At 71.3% G+C, this 14976-nt stretch carries 12 protein-coding genes; 5 read left to right on the top strand and 7 right to left on the bottom strand.

Going from position 1 to position 14976, the window contains the following annotated elements; translation table 11 throughout:
- Positions 1-43 precede the first annotated feature (43 nt).
- Entirely contained in the window at positions 44-1549 is a 1506-nt protein-coding gene (locus FLV34_RS06385) for an ATP-binding protein (protein ID WP_142650738.1), read from the bottom strand.
- A gap of 397 nt (positions 1550-1946) precedes the next feature.
- Between FLV34_RS06385 and FLV34_RS06380 the strand changes: the two genes are divergently transcribed.
- The 3 genes from FLV34_RS06380 to FLV34_RS06370 all read left to right on the top strand — a co-directional run bounded on the left by FLV34_RS06380 (position 1947) and on the right by FLV34_RS06370 (position 3750).
- Positions 1947-2732 (top strand): Bax inhibitor-1/YccA family protein, encoded by a 786-nt coding sequence (locus tag FLV34_RS06380; protein ID WP_142650737.1) that lies wholly within the window; start codon positions 1947-1949, stop codon positions 2730-2732.
- 187 nt (positions 2733-2919) lie between these two features.
- Positions 2920-3138: a DUF4287 domain-containing protein gene (locus FLV34_RS06375; protein WP_142619963.1), complete on the top strand. Its 219-nt coding sequence runs from the start codon at positions 2920-2922 to the stop codon at positions 3136-3138.
- A 201-nt stretch (positions 3139-3339) separates the two neighbouring features.
- A complete protein-coding gene (locus tag FLV34_RS06370) occupies positions 3340-3750 on the top strand; it encodes a PPOX class F420-dependent oxidoreductase (RefSeq protein ID WP_142650736.1) in 411 nt (136 codons plus the stop codon).
- Between the two features lie 51 nt (positions 3751-3801).
- On the opposite strand, the gene FLV34_RS06365 is transcribed toward FLV34_RS06370, so the two are convergent.
- The 3 genes from FLV34_RS06365 to FLV34_RS06355 all read right to left on the bottom strand — a co-directional run bounded on the left by FLV34_RS06365 (position 3802) and on the right by FLV34_RS06355 (position 7914).
- Positions 3802-5019, bottom strand: coding sequence for an acetyl-CoA C-acetyltransferase (locus tag FLV34_RS06365; RefSeq protein WP_142650735.1), 1218 nt, complete (start codon positions 5017-5019; stop codon positions 3802-3804).
- Positions 5020-5524: 505 nt separating this feature from the next.
- Positions 5525-6892 (bottom strand): PQQ-binding-like beta-propeller repeat protein, encoded by a 1368-nt coding sequence (locus tag FLV34_RS06360; protein WP_142650291.1) that lies wholly within the window; start codon positions 6890-6892, stop codon positions 5525-5527.
- Positions 6893-6939: 47 nt separating this feature from the next.
- Positions 6940-7914, bottom strand: a complete 975-nt coding sequence (locus tag FLV34_RS06355; RefSeq protein WP_142650292.1) for an SGNH/GDSL hydrolase family protein — start codon at positions 7912-7914, stop codon at positions 6940-6942.
- A gap of 122 nt (positions 7915-8036) precedes the next feature.
- Between FLV34_RS06355 and FLV34_RS06350 the strand changes: the two genes are divergently transcribed.
- Positions 8037-9407 carry a cystathionine beta-synthase gene (locus tag FLV34_RS06350; protein ID WP_142650293.1) on the top strand — a complete coding sequence of 457 codons (1371 nt, stop codon included), beginning with the start codon at positions 8037-8039 and terminating at the stop codon, positions 9405-9407.
- A gap of 138 nt (positions 9408-9545) precedes the next feature.
- Positions 9546-10685: a cystathionine gamma-synthase gene (locus tag FLV34_RS06345; protein WP_142650294.1), complete on the top strand. Its 1140-nt coding sequence runs from the start codon at positions 9546-9548 to the stop codon at positions 10683-10685.
- 66 nt (positions 10686-10751) lie between these two features.
- On the opposite strand, the gene FLV34_RS06340 is transcribed toward FLV34_RS06345, so the two are convergent.
- The 3 genes from FLV34_RS06340 to FLV34_RS06330 form a co-directional block, all read right to left on the bottom strand.
- Positions 10752-11969, bottom strand: a complete 1218-nt coding sequence (locus FLV34_RS06340) for an MFS transporter (RefSeq protein ID WP_142650295.1) — start codon at positions 11967-11969, stop codon at positions 10752-10754.
- A gap of 66 nt (positions 11970-12035) precedes the next feature.
- Complete coding sequence (locus tag FLV34_RS06335) at positions 12036-12467, bottom strand: hypothetical protein (RefSeq protein ID WP_142650296.1); 432 nt, start codon at positions 12465-12467, stop codon at positions 12036-12038.
- A gap of 536 nt (positions 12468-13003) precedes the next feature.
- On the bottom strand, positions 13004-14947 hold the full coding sequence (locus tag FLV34_RS06330) for a VWA domain-containing protein (RefSeq protein WP_147942594.1): 1944 nt from the start codon (positions 14945-14947) through the stop codon (positions 13004-13006).
- Positions 14948-14976: the final 29 nt, after the last annotated feature.

Genomic DNA, 14976 nt, shown 5'->3' with positions numbered 1-14976 from the left:
TGCTCCGCGCACCGCTGTCAGGCGTGTCGCTCGTGCACCGCGGTCAGGAGCGCCGATCGTGCACCGGCGTAAGGGCGTCCGTCATCCGCGACGGCTCGGCGTACGTGCCGCCGCCGCCGGTGATCGCGGCCTGCGAAGGTGGGGCGTCGGTGTTCGAGGGGCAGCCGGAGACCGGCAGGCGCAGCACGAACATGGCGCCGCGGTACGCCGACTCGGTCGCCACCAGGGTGCCGCAGTGGGCACGGGCGATGTCGCGGGCGATGGCCAGGCCGAGCCCGGTGCCCCCGCGGCCCCGGCTACGCGCCGTGTCCGACCTGGCGAACCGCTCGAAGATCCGCTCCCGTTCGGACACCGGCACGCCGGGACCGTCGTCGCTGACCGACAGCTCGACGAAGCCGTCGTCGCGCCGGAGCTCGATCTCGACCAGGCTCCTGGCGTGCCGCTGCGCGTTGTCGAGCAGGTTGGTCAGCAGACGGGCGAGGTGGCGCGGCGCGGCGTGCATCCTCACCCCGTCCGCCAGCCGGAGACGCACCGGTATCCGATCGGTCCGGCGGGCGACCTCGTCCCTGACCAGCACGGACAGGTCCACAGGTTTGCGGCCCGGGGCCGTCGCCCCCACCTTCGCCAGCAGGAGCAGGTCGTCGATGATCGCTTCCAGCCGCCCCACGTCGAGCAGCGCGTCCCTGAGCAGTGACCGCAGATCGGTCTCGTCGGGGTGAAGCTGCGCCTCCTCCAGTTGCGCGCGCAGGCCGGCGAGCGGAGTGCGCAGCTCGTGGGAGGCGTCCGCGGCGAACTCGCGCTGCCGCCGCAGCGCCCGCTCGGTCGTGATCTTCGCCTGCTCGATGCGGGCGAGCGTGCTGTTCACCGTGCGGGCGAGCCGCGCGATCTCGTCGTCGCCGACCGGTTCGGGCACCCGGGTGTCCAGATCGTTCACGTTGACGGCGGCCAGGTCGCTGCGGATGGCCTCGACCGGGCGCAGGGTGCGTCCGGCCACCTTCCAGGCGGCCCAGGCGGTGAGCAGTACGAGCACGGTGACCTCCGCGGTGAAGAGCAGATCGAACATTCCGACGGGCGTGAAGCCGTCGATAGGGCGTCCCGCGTACACCACGGGGGAGTGGGGCCCCGGCATCATCCGCAGCGCCGACAGGCGCAGGCAGCCGAGCCCGTCGTGCGTGCAGGTCTGGAGGTCCTGCATCGGATCGGCCTCCGACGGCCAGAAGGACGTCAGCGGCGGCCTGCCCCGGGCCGCCGGTGACGCGGAGAGAACACGGTGATCGGGAGCCACCACCTGGACCAAATTGATCCCGGCCACCTGCGGGGTGATGTCGTCGTGGACCTGACCCGTACGCCACGCGGCGGCCGTGAGCGCCGCTTCCTGCCGGGCGTCGAGCGAGACGGAGGTGGCGAACGCCTGCCGGGCCAACAGGCTGCCCAGGATCCCGGTGGGGATCAGCAGCAGGATGGCAAGCGCCGTGACGAGGACGGTGATGCGTCCTCGGATGGATTCAGGTCGGAGTCTTCGTAAGAACGCTGGGCCCCTGACGTACATTGCCGTCCTCCTCGCGATGACATTCCCAGCGGCACAGGCGACGGTCGTGTGGCTCTCCGGTGGCGAAGTGACCGGACGGATGCCGCGCCTGTGAGGTTCGGAATAGGCTCGCAACGGCAGGCGGAGTGATCGCTGTGGCGTTCTGCCTGGTCAGGCCGCTACTTCTCGGCTCCGCACCAGGTTAGCAACGAGACTTGAAGGGCTCAAGTAAAGGAAGCATTCAAGAAACTTATGCCGTCGGCGTCTGATGTCGCCGCCGCCGGGAACTCGCCGGAGATCCTGCTCGTTGCCACTGCGGTGGAGTGGCGCTCCCACTTGTAGGGGCACCGCTCCTCGGGCACCATCCCCACTAGGCCGCGCAGCGGCTGATCGGTGAGTCGCGTCCTGGAGGAAGCGAATGGAGAGCAAGAACCCCATATTCAGTCGGCGCGGGGCGGCTGGTCAGCAAGCGTGGGCCGGTCCGGCGCCCAGCGTGGACCAGCTGAACCAGATGTACGCCGCCCCCGCGTACGCTCCCCCGTCGGCGCGGGCCATGACGATCGACGACGTCGTGGTGCGCGGCTTCACGACCCTCGGCACGCTCGTCGTCTCGGCCGCCCTGGCCTGGTACTTCAACGTCGGCTGGGGGCTCGCGGCGCCGGCGATGATCGTGGGCCTGATCCTCGGGCTCATCGTCTCTTTCCGGCAGAGCACGAATCCCGCGCTGATCCTCGGCTACTCCGTCTGCTACGGCATCGCCATCGGCGTGCTGAGCCACATGTACGACTATGTCTACAACGGCATCGTCCTGCAGGCCGTGCTCGGCACCATGGTGGCCTTCGGCGGCACGCTGGCCGTGTACGCCCTGAAGATCTTCCGGCCGACGCCGAAGTTCGGCAAGTTCGTGATCGCCGCCGCGTTCGGCGCGATCGGCCTCATGCTGATCAACTGGATCGCGAGCATCTTCGTCACCGGCGGCCTGGGCCTGCGCACCGACAGCCCCATCGGCTGGATCTTCAGCATCGGCATGATCCTGCTCGGCTGCTTCTTCCTGCTGCTCGACTTCAGTGAGATCGAGCATGGGGTGCGGGCCGGCGTGCCGGAGCGCTACTCGTGGCTGATGGCGTTCGGCCTGACCCTGAGCCTCGTGTGGCTCTACCTGGAGATCCTCCGCTTCATCAGCTACTTCACGAACAACGACTAGCCGTACGAAGCGAAAGGGCGCCGTTCCTGCCGGAGCGGCGCCCTTTTAATGGGCTATATCAGGATCTGGTGATCAGTTCCGTAATTTTCGATCAACATCCTGTAACAAATCAATGCCAGCGAGGGCTTGTCAAGCGCGGACCGGTGATGCACTGTGACACAAAGCAGCCTTTTCCGTGGAGGTGCCCATGTCGTTGAACCACTCACCGGAGACCCAGACCAAGCTGATCGCCCGCGTCCCGTCCATAACCGGGCGCGACCTCCCAGAGTGGTTCGAAGCCATCGACAACGGCCCGTCGTTCCTACGCTGTGAAGAGCGGGCCAACTGGCTCGCCGACGAGCACGGGCTGAGCCACGGCTACGCCGCCGCCATCGTCCTCGAGCACGAGCGGCGCCGTCGCTTCTAGACCGCAGCGCGGGAGGCGGCAGTGACGTCCCGCGCACACAGGACTTACGAGCATCACGAGCACAGCATCACGAGCACAGCATCACGAGCACGGCACCACGAGCCCAGCACGCAGGCAGGGAGGCTCAGCTCAGGAAGCGGACTACCGTCCCCGAAGGCAGCACGCGCCCGCACCGGTCCGGTGCGGGCGCATCATTGTTGTATGGATCTCGACAAGGCGCGTGAGTTCGTCAGGAGCAACCACCGAGCGGTCATGCTGACCCGCCATCCGGACGGCCGGCCGCAGACCTCCCCGGTGACCGTCGGCTGCGACAAGGACGGCTACATCGTCATCAGCAGCCGCGAGACGGCCGTCAAGACCCGCAATCTGCGGGAGAACCCCGAGGTCGTGCTCACCGTGATGACCGACGCCTTCTACGGCCAGTGGATGCAGATCGAGGGCGTCGCCCAGGTCGTCTCGCTGCCGGACGCGATGGAGCACCTGGTGCGGTACTACCGCGACATCAGCGGCGAGCACCCGGACTGGGACGACTACCGCGACGCCATGATCCGGGAGAAGCGAGTGATCATCCGGGTCGAGCCCACGCGGGCCGGCCCCGACTTCCACGGCTGAGGAGCCCACGCCGGTCCCGGCTCCGGCCCGGACCGGCGTGAATTCCGCCGATCAGGACAGCCGCTCCAGCACCATCGCCATGCCCTGCCCGCCGCCGACGCACATCGTCTCCAGCCCGATCGACTTGTCGTGGAACCGGAGGCTGTTGACCAGCGTGGAGGTGATGCGGGCGCCGGTCATGCCGAAGGGGTGCCCCACCGCGATGGCGCCGCCGTTCACGTTGAGCCGCTCGATGTCGATGCCCAGCTCCTGGTAGGAGGGGATCACCTGGGCCGCGAACGCCTCGTTGATCTCGACCAGGTCGACGTCGCCGATCGACATGCCCGCGCGGGCGAGGGCCTGCCGCGACGCCTCGATCGGGCCGAGCCCCATGATCTCCGGGGACAGGCCGGTGACGCCGGTCGACACGATCCGGGCGAGCGGCGTGATGCCCAGCTCGGCGGCCTTGGTGTCGCTCATGACGACCACCGCGGCGGCGCCGTCGTTCAGCGGGCAGCAGTTGCCCGCCGTCACCGTGCCGTCCGGCCGGAAGACCGGCTTGAGCTGCGAGACCGCCTCGTACGTCGTGCCGGCCCGCGGGCCGTCGTCCTTGCTCACCACACTGCCGTCGGGGAGCGTCACCGGGGTGATGTCGCTCTCCCAGAAGCCGTTGGCGATGGCCTTCTCCGCGAGGTTCTGCGAGCGCACGCCGAACTCGTCCTGCTCGCGCCGCGAGACGCCCTTCAGCGCCGCGACGTTCTCGGCCGTCTGACCCATGGCGATGTAGACGTCCGGCAGCGCGCCGTCCTCGCGCGGGTCGTGCCACACCGGCGCGCCGCCCTTGGCGGTCTCCTCCGTACGCGCCTTCGCCTCGTCGAACAGCGGGTTCTGCGCCTGGGGCATGTCGGAGCTGCCGTTCACGAAGCGGGAGACGGTCTCGACACCGGCCGAGATGAACACGTCGCCCTCGCCCGCCTTGATGGCGTGGAACGCCATCCGCGTCGTCTGCAGGGAGGAGGAGCAGTAGCGCGTCACCGTGGTGCCCGGCACGTTGTCGAGCCCCAGCATCACCGCGACCACACGTCCCAGGTTGTGGCCCTGCTCGCCACCGGGGAGCCCACAGCCCAGCATGAGGTCGTCGACGTCGTTCGGGTCGAGCTGCGGCACCTTCGCCAGCGCGGCGCGGACCATCTGCACGGTCAGGTCGTCCGGGCGGATGTCCTTGAGTGACCCCTTGAAGGCGCGGCCGATCGGCGACCGCGCGGTCGCCACGATGACTGCCTCGGGCATGTGACTCTCCTGCCTGATCTCGTGCCCCTCCGCACGGGGTTCCGGGGGGCCTCCTCACCGGAGGTTACCCCTCGGTACGCCGCCCGCCACGCCGCAGGCCCCACTCACCAGAATTTTGTACTACTGCACAGTGCTGCCCGCTTCGCGCGCCGGAGCGCTCAACTCCGCCGTCTTCCCTCGTCGCGCTCTGGTCGCTTCGCTTCCGCGCGCTTCTCAGTCCAGATCGGCGGCGCGCTCCGACGGCTCGCTCGGTGTTGCCCGCTTCGCGCGCCGGAGCGCTCAACTCCGCCGTCTTCCCTCGTCGCGCTCTGGTCGCTTCGCTCCCGCGCGCTCCTCAGTCCAGATCGGCGGCGCGCTCCGACGGCTCGCTCGGTGTTGCCCGCTTCGCGCGCCGGAGCGCTCAACTCCGCCATCTTCCCTCGTCGCGCTCTGGTCGCTTCGCTCCCGCGCGCTTCTCAGTCCAGATCGGCGGCGCGCTCCGACGGCTCGCTCGGTGGTGGGAGACTCAGCCGTACATGCCGGGGGTGGTGGCGGTGCCGTCCTTGAGGGCGTGGAGGGCGCCCTTCTCGTCGCGCCACAGGCGCCAGCCGTTCTGGCTGCCGGTGAACCAGGAGGGCGGCGGGACGGAGGAGTCCTTGCGCTTGCCCGTGGCCAGGTCGAACTCGCACAGTGCCGCGATCGAGTAGAACCCGGGGATCATGCCGCGCAGCGGCAGCGGCTTGGGGTCGGTCACGCAGAACGACCAGCCGGTCGCGCCGCTCACCGGGGTCGGCTCGCCGGTGCTGAGGTCGAAGACCGAGCCGGGCGCGTCGCGCTTGAGGAAGCCGAGCTTGTTCATCTCGGGCGGGAAGGCGAGCCACCAGCCCGACCCGGGCACCTGGGCGGGCGTGATCTGCCCAAGGACCCGTCCGGTCTTGGCGTCGAGCCGGGCGAACCCGCCGTACTGGCCCTGCTCGTCGACCGGCCGGACGACCGGCGCGTACGCGGGGTTGCCGCTGGGATAGACGCGGACGACGGACGGCCGCATCCAGTCGACGGCGCCGTCGGTCAGACGGGCGGAGAACAGGCCGAACGTCGAGGTCTCCTTGGTCTGGGGGTTGGTATACGGGGCGACGTACCCGATGATCTTGTCGCCCGTCGCGCCGAAGGCCCAGCCCCCGCTCAGGTCGACGTCGGGGCCGAGGGCCTGCTCGATCGGCAGTTGCCAGACGGCCTTGCCGTCCTTGAGCGCGCGGGCCTCCAGCACGGGGTGGGAGGCGAGCCGGAGCAGGACGACCTTGGACGCGTCGGACCATTCGACCTCGGCGATGCCGGCCAGGCGCCACTTCACGGCTCCGTCGCGGGGATCGAGGACCACGACCCGCGCGCTGGAGAGCGCGGTGTCCTCGGAGACGCAGACGTACGTCCCGCAGCGCTGCGGCCCGAAGGTGGACCGCACGGGCCTGATCCACTTCTGCTGCCCGGTGCGGGCGTCCCTGGCGACCAGCGTGGCGCCCTTGCGGCCGGCGGCGGGGGGATCGAGCGCGATCACCACGGCCTGCCCGCCGCCGGTCTCCACGGTCGCCGGGGCCTGCACCCCCATGCCGGGGAGCCGGCCCACCATCGTCGCGGCGTGTGCCCAGAGCCGGCGGCCGGTGGCGAGGTCGAGGACGACCGTCTCCAGGGAGCCGTCGGGCCGCATGGAGGTGGTGGCCGCGACGCCGCCTCCCGTGGTGGCCCGGCTGACCGCGTTCACCTGCGTGTTCTGCCAGGCCGGGTAGTCCTTGGCGGCCTCGTCGCCGCCGGAGCAGCCGGTGAGGGCGCCCCCCGCCAGCAGGGCGGTCGCGGCGAGCGCCAGAGCGGGTTTCGCGTGGTTCAGCTGGGGCCGGATCATTTCGCTCCTACAGGGGGTGATGGCCCGGCCGCAGGAGGTAACCGGCTCTAGGCGTTCGGAAGCGGCCCGGGTCTCCGGCGGAGCAGCGCCGCCCATCGTCCATGGGGGCCGACCGCCCGGCCGGCGACACGGGTCGCGGTGACCTCGGTGCCGGGTTCCTCCACGGCCATTGCGGCCAAGAGGTATTGCGATCCTTCGACGCGCACGGGTTCCGGCTCGGGCCACAACCCCAACGCGGCGCATACAGACGGTAGCACTGCGTACGCGGCTTGTAGGTAGCCTCGGGCAGATGGGTGAAAACGATCAGGTCCGAACATCTCTGCCGGGTTCGCGTCGAATTCGGGTCCGAGCAGGTCGGCGAACGCCACCGTACGGCCGCCCGCCTCGACGACGGCGACCGTCTGGGCCGCGGCGAGCTGCCGCGACCAGCGCCGGGTGACCCAGCGGAGCGGCTGCGCGATCGGGCGTACGGTGCCCAGGTCGGGGCAGGTGCCCACGACCACCTCCGCGCCGGCCTCGCGCAGCCGGCGCACCGCCTTCTGCAGGTGCCGTACGGCATGGGCCGGCAGCGTGGCCGTGGTCACGTCGTTGGCCCCGATGAAGATGATCGCGACCTCCGGCCGGGCCTCCAGCGCGCGGTCCACCTGGACGCCGAGGTCCACCGACGCCGCGCCCGACTGGCCGACGACGGTGAGGCGCACCGGGCGCTCGGCCACCGCCGCCAGCCCGTACGCGATACGGACACCCGGGGTGTCCTCGGCGTTGCTCATGCCGAGGCCGACGGAGGTCGAGTCGCCGAGGACGGCCATCCGGATCGGCTCGCCGGGGAAGGCGCCGTACACGCCGTCGGAGTCGGGGCCGTCGAGACCGTGCGGCTGCCCCACGATGCGCCGGGCCACCATGGCCTCGGCCATGAGCAGGCCGTACGTGACCGCTCCGAGCGCCGTGAGCCCGCCCCCGCCCAGCGCGGCGGCGGTCGCGATGCGCCGCGCGGCGCGCACCGCGCCGGACGTCCAGACCACCCGCCCTCCTCCATGCTCACGGTACGGTTTGAAAGAAGAAACTAGCCGAGTTCCGGCCACCCCTATCGGAATCACGGCTGACGGCAGGCTGACAAGCTTCGGCAAACAAGGTGGTCATCGCGGTGCGCGTACACGACTCGCTGGTGGAGCTGATGGGCAACACCCCGCTCGTCCGGCTGCGCAGGGTAACGGCGGGCGCGCCCGCCCAGGTCCTGGCCAAGGTGGAGTATTTCAACCCCGGCGGCTCGGTGAAGGACCGCATCGCCGTACGGATGATCGAGGCGGCCGAGCGCAGCGGCGCGCTGAAGCCCGGCGGCACGATCGTCGAGCCTACCTCCGGCAACACCGGTGTGGGCCTGGCCATCGTGGCGCAGGAGAAGGGCTACCGCTGCCTGTTCGTCTGCCCGGACAAGGTCGCCCAGGACAAGATCAACGTGCTCCGCGCGTACGGCGCCGAGGTCGTCGTCTGCCCGACCGCCGTCTCGCCCGATCACCCCGACTCGTACTACTCGGTGTCCGACCGGCTGGCCCGCGAGATCCCGAACGCCTGGAAGCCCGACCAGTACTCCAACCCGGAGAACCCGGCGAGCCACTACCACTCCACCGGGCCGGAGATCTGGGAGCAGACCGAGGGCAGGATCACCCACTTCGTCGCCGGCATCGGCACCGGCGGGACGATCAGCGGCACCGGAAAATACCTCAAGGAGGTCTCCGGCGGCCGGGTGAAGGTCATCGGCGCCGACCCCGTCGGCTCCGTCTACTCCGGCGGCACCGGACGTCCCTACCTGGTGGAGGGCGTGGGCGAGGACATCTGGCCCGCGACGTACGACACCACGATCTGCGACGAGATCATCGCGGTCTCCGACAAGGACTCGTTCGGCATGACCCGCAGGCTCGCCCGCGAGGAGGCGCTGCTCGTCGGCGGATCGTGCGGCATGGCGGTGGTGGCCGCCGTACGGGTGGCCCAGGCGGCAGGGCCGGACGACGTCGTGGTCGTGCTGCTGCCGGACGGCGGCCGCGGCTACCTGTCGAAGATCTTCAATGACGAGTGGATGGCCGACTACGGCTTCCTCACCACGTCGAGCGAGGAGGGCCTGGTCGGCGACGTGCTGGGGCGCAAGACGCCGGGGCTGCCCGAGTTCGTCCACGTCCACCCGCACGAGTCGGTCGGCACCGCGATCTCGATCATGCGGGAGTACAACGTCTCCCAGCTTCCGGTCATGAAGGAGGAGCCGCCGGTCATGGCGGCCGAGGTCATCGGCTCGATCGTGGAGCGCGACCTGCTCGAGGGCCTCTATCGCGGCCGGGTGCGGTCGGAGGACGAGATCGGCGGCCACATGTCCGCGCCGCTGCCCATGATCGGTTCCGGTGAGCCGGTGGCCCGGGCGGTCGAGGCGCTGGAGAAGGCCGACGCCGCCGTGGTCCTCGACGACGGCAAGCCGGTCGGCATGGTCACCCGCCAGGACCTGCTGGCCTTCCTCGCCAACCACTGATCACGCCGTCGCGCGCGCACCGGCGCCGGAACGTCGGCCGCCGGTGCCGCGTGGCGTACCCGGCCTGGCGCGCCCGGCCTGGCGCGCCCGCCGCACACCCGCCGTGACCAGGCGGTGCGGACGGCTACGCTCGACCCCATGAACCAAGGTTTCGAGACGCTGGCCATCCACGCGGGCCAGGAGGCGGACCCGCACACGGGAGCCGTCGTCCCTCCCATATATGCCGTTTCGACCTACAAGCAGGACGGCGTGGGCGGCCTGCGGGCGGGTTACGAGTACAGCCGGTCGGCCAACCCGACCAGGACCGCCCTGGAGGAGGCGCTGGCCGCCGTCGAGGGCGGCGTGCGCGGGCTGGCCTTCGCGTCGGGCCTCGCCGCCGAGGACACGCTGCTGCGCACCGTCTGCAAGCCCGGCGACCACGTGGTGATCCCCGATGACGCGTACGGCGGCACCTACCGGCTGTTCTCCCGGGTGCTCCAGGAGTGGGGGGTCGCCTTCGACCCGGTGCCGCTCGGCGACCTCGACGCGGTGCGCGCCGCCGTACGGCCGGAGACGCGGGCGATCTGGGTGGAGACGCCCACGAACCCGCTGCTGAACGTCGCGGACATCGCCGCCCTGGCGTCCATCGCCCACGACGGGGGCGCGGTGCTCGCGGTGGACAACACCTTCGCCTCGCCCTACCTGCAGCAGCCGCTCAGCCTGGGCGCCGACGTCGTGGTCCACTCGACGACCAAGTATGTCGGCGGCCACTCCGACGTGGTCGGCGGGGCGCTGGTGACGCGGTCGGCCGACCTCGGCGAGCGGCTGGCCTACCACCAGAACGCGATGGGCGCGGTGGCCGGGCCGTTCGACTCCTGGCTCACGCTGCGCGGCCTCAAGACGCTGGGCGTGCGCATGGACCGGCACTGCGACAACGCCGAGCGCGTGGTCGACCTGCTGCTGTCGCACCCGAAGGTCGTCCAGGTGCTCTATCCGGGCCTGCCCGAGCACCCCGGCCACGAGGTCGCGGCCAAGCAGATGCGGCGTTTCGGTGGGATGGTGTCGTTCCGCGTCGAGGGCGGTGAGGAGGCCGCGGTCGAGATCTGCAACCGGGCCAAGCTGTTCACGCTCGGCGAGTCGCTCGGCGGCGTCGAGTCGCTGATCGAGCACCCCGGCCGGATGACCCACGCGTCGGCCGCCGGGTCGCCGCTGGAGGTCCCCGCCGACCTGGTCCGCCTGTCGGTCGGCATCGAGACCGTCGACGACCTGCTGGCCGACCTCACCGAGGCCCTCGGCTGAGATCTCAGCGCCCACTCCGCGCTCTGCTTATCGGGCGCTCCGCTTATCGGGCGCTCCGCGCCCTGCTTACTGCGCGCTCCGCGCCGGGGTCGTACGCTCCGGCGCGGAGGGGCGGGCGGGGGCCATCCACCGTTCGCCCACCAGGGCGGCGAGCGCCGCGGCGGTCAGGACGGCGCCCGCCACGGTCACGCTGCGGACCCCGGCATGGTCGATGAGCGCGCCGCCGAGCAGCGACCCGCCCGCGATGCCGATGTTGAAGGCCGAGCCGGTGCCGGCCGAGGCGATGTCGGTGCTGCCCGGGGCCACCTGCAGCCCCCGGCTTGCGATGGCCGCCGCGAGCGCGCTGAACGACATGCCCGTCACGCAGAGGGCCACCACCGCCACCGGGTGCAGGGCTCCGAAGGCGTACAGGGCGAGCAGCGCGCACGTGATGAGGGCCAGCGGACCGGTGATGGCGGCCCGCGGCCGGGTGTCGAGCAGCCGGCCGACCACGATCGTCCCCGCGACCCCGGAGATCCCGGACGCGAGCAGCAGCGGGCTGAGCGCGGCCGGGGCGAAGCCGCCGAAGTCCAGCAGGAACGGCGTGATGTAGGTGTACGCGGTGAGATAGCCGCCCACTCCGATGACGGTGGCCACGATGAGCAGCGCGTAGCGGCGGGCGTCCGGGGTCGCGCCGCGGCCGGATTCGTGACCGCCGGAGCCCGCGCCCGGCTGCCGGCGGCCGGGCATGAGCGTCGCCACGGTGACGCAGGTGATCAGGCCGACGGCGGCGGCCAGGGCGAACGCGGCCCGCCAGCCGACCTGCTGGCCGAGCCAGGTGCCCGCGGGGACGCCGAGCACGGGCCCGAGGGAGCTGCCGATCGACATGCGGGCGATCGCGCGTCCCCGGATCTCCGGGGGGAACATCGCCGCCGCGGCCGGGGTCGCGACCGACCAGAACAGCGCCTGGGTGGCCGCGACCAGCAGCCGGGCGGCCAGCAGCATCGGATAGTTCGGCGCCACGGCGGTCAGCAGCATCCCCGCGACGAACACGCCGAGCGTGATGGTGAGCAACGTGCGCCGCGGCACCCGCCGGGTCAGCCGGGTGAGCGGCAGCGACGCCATCACCACGACGGCGGCGTACCCCGTCACGAGCAGGCCCGTCTCGGACGGCGACCGGTCCAGGTCGGCCGCGATCACCGTGAGCAGGCCGATGGGGAGCACCTCGGCGGTGACGTAGGTGAAGGCCCCGACGGCGAGGGCGACCAGCGCCCACGCCGCCCGGCGACGCGTCGTTAGGTGCACCCGCTCCTCTTTCCCCCGTTTCCGGCCAAAAACGTTCTACCGGACATTCAGGGGTAAGCGGGACTCTCAGGGGTTGAAGAAGACCATCAGGAACAGGATGACGAGCCAGATCAGGGCGCTGATGCCGCCCAGCGCGGCGATCCGGCCGGTCTGCACCTTGGCGTCGTCCTCCGTCGACTCGCTGGCCAGCGCCGCGATGGCCGTCCGCTGGTCACGCTCGACGATCACCAGCAGGACGGCGGCCACGACGAACAGCGTCATCGACACCGACAGGTAGGGCGCGCCGAGCGCGCTGCGGCCCAGCAGCAGGCCGAACAGGAAGACCCCGATCGTGAGCAGGCCGAACATCCGGGTCGCGCGGTGCAGATACCGCAGCACGCTCAGATCGCGCGCCCGGATGTAACGCGGCGTGACGCTCGTGACCGCCGTGAGCGGACCGAGCGCGAAGATCGCGAACCCTATGTGCAACCACAGCAGCAGATGGTCGAGAGGCGACATGGGCAGAGGCTATCGCCTGAGTGATCGGCTCCGCAGTGCCCGGACGCGCTCGTCACGGGCGCGTCGGACGCCGGGAGGGCGCGGGCTACTTCCGGCGGCGGGGGCGGTTGTGGACCGCCATCTCGTACAGCACGCCGGTGAGGATCATGAGGACGACGAGGCCGACCGCTGCGAACATGGGAGCGCTCCTTCCACGGGCATGTGGAACGACCAGCGCGAACAGGGGATGCCTGTCTATCGTCCGCCGATTGCAACCAGGTCGGCAATCGATTATCGATCTCCCGGCCCGCGGCCGTCCGCCTCCCCGCCCGCGCCCGCTGCACAGTGCTCAGTGCTCGGTGTCCAGTGCTCGGTGTCCGGTGTCCGGTGCTGCCCGGCCCCCGTGAGCGCCCCCGCCCGCGCAGATCTGCTTAATGCCCGGCAGGCGGCCGGCGAACCGTCCAGCGGTCCGTCTCCTCCCCGGCGCCCCAGGAGTCCCGGGGCCCGGGAGCCCTGGGAGCCCCGGGAGCCTGGGGAGCCCCCGGGAGCTCGGATGCTCAGCGGGTGCGGCGGGCGCGGAGGAAGTCGCTGACGACGTACTCGCCGAGGCGGTCGGCGCTGGCGGAGAAGACCCGGCCGCCGTTGCGCCGGGCGACCTCGTCCACGAACTCGCGCAGCCGGTCGTCGGCGGCCAGCATGAAGACGTTGATCGTCGCGCGCCGCCGGGTCATCTTGTCGACCTCGGCGAGCGTCAGCGTCAGCGTCTCCTGCGACGGCGGCCACTCGAAGCGCGGCACGCCGTTGCGCATGAGGTGCGCCGTCGGCTCGCCGTCGGTCACCACCAGGACCACCGGCTCGAAGTCCGGATGCCGGTCGAGGTGACGGCCCGCGATCAGCAGGGCGTGGTGCAGGTTGGTGCCCTGCACCATGTCCCATTCGAGCCCGGCCAGCTCGTCGGGCCGCAGCACCCGCGCGTAGTTCGAGAAGCCGATGATCTGCACGGCGTCCTGCGGGAACTTCGAGGCCACCAGCGCCTGGAGGGCGAGCGCGGTCTGCTTGGCCGCCGCCCAGGTGCCGCGCAGGGCCATCGAGTAGGACAGGTCGACCAGCAGGCACACGGCCGCCGCCGAGCGCCGCTCGGTCTCCACGACCTCGAAGTCGTCCACGGTCAGGGCCACCGGCGCGCCGCCGCCACGCCGTACGCCGTTGACGACCGTACGGACGACGTCGATGGGCTGCTCGTCGCCGAAACGCCACGGACGGGTCGATCCGGTGGGCTCCCCGGCCGTGCCCGCGTCGCGCTGGTCGTGGTCGCCGCGCCGGCCGGAGTCGAGCGAGGCGAAGACCCGGCGCAGTGCGGTCTCCCCGAGCCGGCGTACGGCCTTGGGGGTGAGCTCCAGCTTGCCGCGGTTGCGCCGCAGGTAGCCCTGGGCCTCCAGCTCGCGCTCGATCTGCCGCAGGGCCTCCAGGTCGTCCACTGCCGAGCGGCCGAGCGCCCGCCGGATGGCGGCCTCGTCGATGTCGTCGAGCCGGGCGCCGGGGTAGTCCTGACGCAGCGCGGTCTCCAGGTCGCCGAGGTCGGCCAGCTCCTGCAGGGCCGTCACCGCGTCGCCCATGCCCATCGGCTGCTCGCCGGACACCCGTTCGGGGGTGTTCCAGGCGAGGTCGGGACGGCGGGCGTAGAGGGCGTCGCCGAGCCGGCGCATCTGCTCGGCCAGGCCGGCCTGCTCCAGTGTGTTGTTGATCAGCCCGGCCAGCTCCTCGCGCTGCTCCGGGGTGAGCGAGGCGAGCATCCGCTGCGCGGCGGCGGCGCGGCGGGCGAGCTGGTCGACCAGCTCGTCGAGGTTGCGTGGGTTCTCGGGGAACATGTCCCCGTATTGCTGCATGAACCGGTCGAAGTCCTCCTGGGTGTGCTCACCCCGGGCGTCGCGGTCCAGCATGTCGTTGAGGTCCGACATCATCTGCCGGACCCGCTCCATCGCGGCCGGATCGGGGTTGGCCAGCGCGTCGCGCATGCCGCGGAACTGGCTGTCGAGGACCTCCCGGCGCAGCAGGTCGCGCAGCTCCTCGAACGTCTGCCGCGCGGCGGCCGACCGCCAGTCGTAGTCGGCCAGCTCCTGGACCGCCCGCGCCGTGTCCGAGGGCAGCGCGTCGAGCGCCGCCTCACGGAAGCGGGCGTCGTCGGAGGGATCCGGGAACAGCTCGGCCCGCTCCTGCCCGATCGCCTTGTCGAGCAGGGCGCGCACGCGCTCCAGCGTGCCGTCGAGCCGGGTGTTCTCCCGCAGCTCGCGGCGGCGCCGCCGCACCTGGCGGAGCAGGTCGTCCAGGCCGCGGCGGTCGGGAGCGCCGGGGAGCCCGCGCCGCAGCAGGTCGCGCAGCGCGTCCATCGGCGTCGAGCCGGACAGGATGGCGTCGCCCATGTCGTCCAGCGCCGAGCGCACGTCGTAGGGCGGAGCCAGCGGATCCGGCCCGTCGCGATACTCCCCGTAGACGTAGGACACGCGACCACGCAACCTTTCAGGGCCACCCG

The organism is Microbispora sp. CSR-4 (genome assembly GCF_008033685.1).
GTDB lineage: Bacteria > Actinomycetota > Actinomycetes > Streptosporangiales > Streptosporangiaceae > Microbispora.
The sequence above is the reverse complement of the archived record's forward strand: the minus strand, read 5'-3'. Positions and strand labels throughout refer to the sequence as shown.

Bases quoted from the DNA above. Each gene is read 5' to 3' on its own strand.
- FLV34_RS06375 (WP_142619963.1), top strand. From the start codon at position 2,920: ATGTCGTTGAACCACTCACCGGAGACCCAGACCAAGCTGATCGCCCGC.
- FLV34_RS06345 (WP_142650294.1), top strand. From the start codon at position 9,546: ATGAACCAAGGTTTCGAGACGCTGGCCATCCACGCGGGCCAGGAGGCG.
- FLV34_RS06365 (WP_142650735.1), bottom strand. From the start codon at position 5,019: ATGCCCGAGGCAGTCATCGTGGCGACCGCGCGGTCGCCGATCGGCCGC.
- FLV34_RS06335 (WP_142650296.1), bottom strand. From the start codon at position 12,467: ATGTCGCCTCTCGACCATCTGCTGCTGTGGTTGCACATAGGGTTCGCG.
- FLV34_RS06385 (WP_142650738.1), bottom strand. From the start codon at position 1,549: ATGTACGTCAGGGGCCCAGCGTTCTTACGAAGACTCCGACCTGAATCC.
- FLV34_RS06370 (WP_142650736.1), top strand. From the start codon at position 3,340: ATGGATCTCGACAAGGCGCGTGAGTTCGTCAGGAGCAACCACCGAGCG.
- FLV34_RS06380 (WP_142650737.1), top strand. From the start codon at position 1,947: ATGGAGAGCAAGAACCCCATATTCAGTCGGCGCGGGGCGGCTGGTCAG.
- FLV34_RS06360 (WP_142650291.1), bottom strand. From the start codon at position 6,892: ATGATCCGGCCCCAGCTGAACCACGCGAAACCCGCTCTGGCGCTCGCC.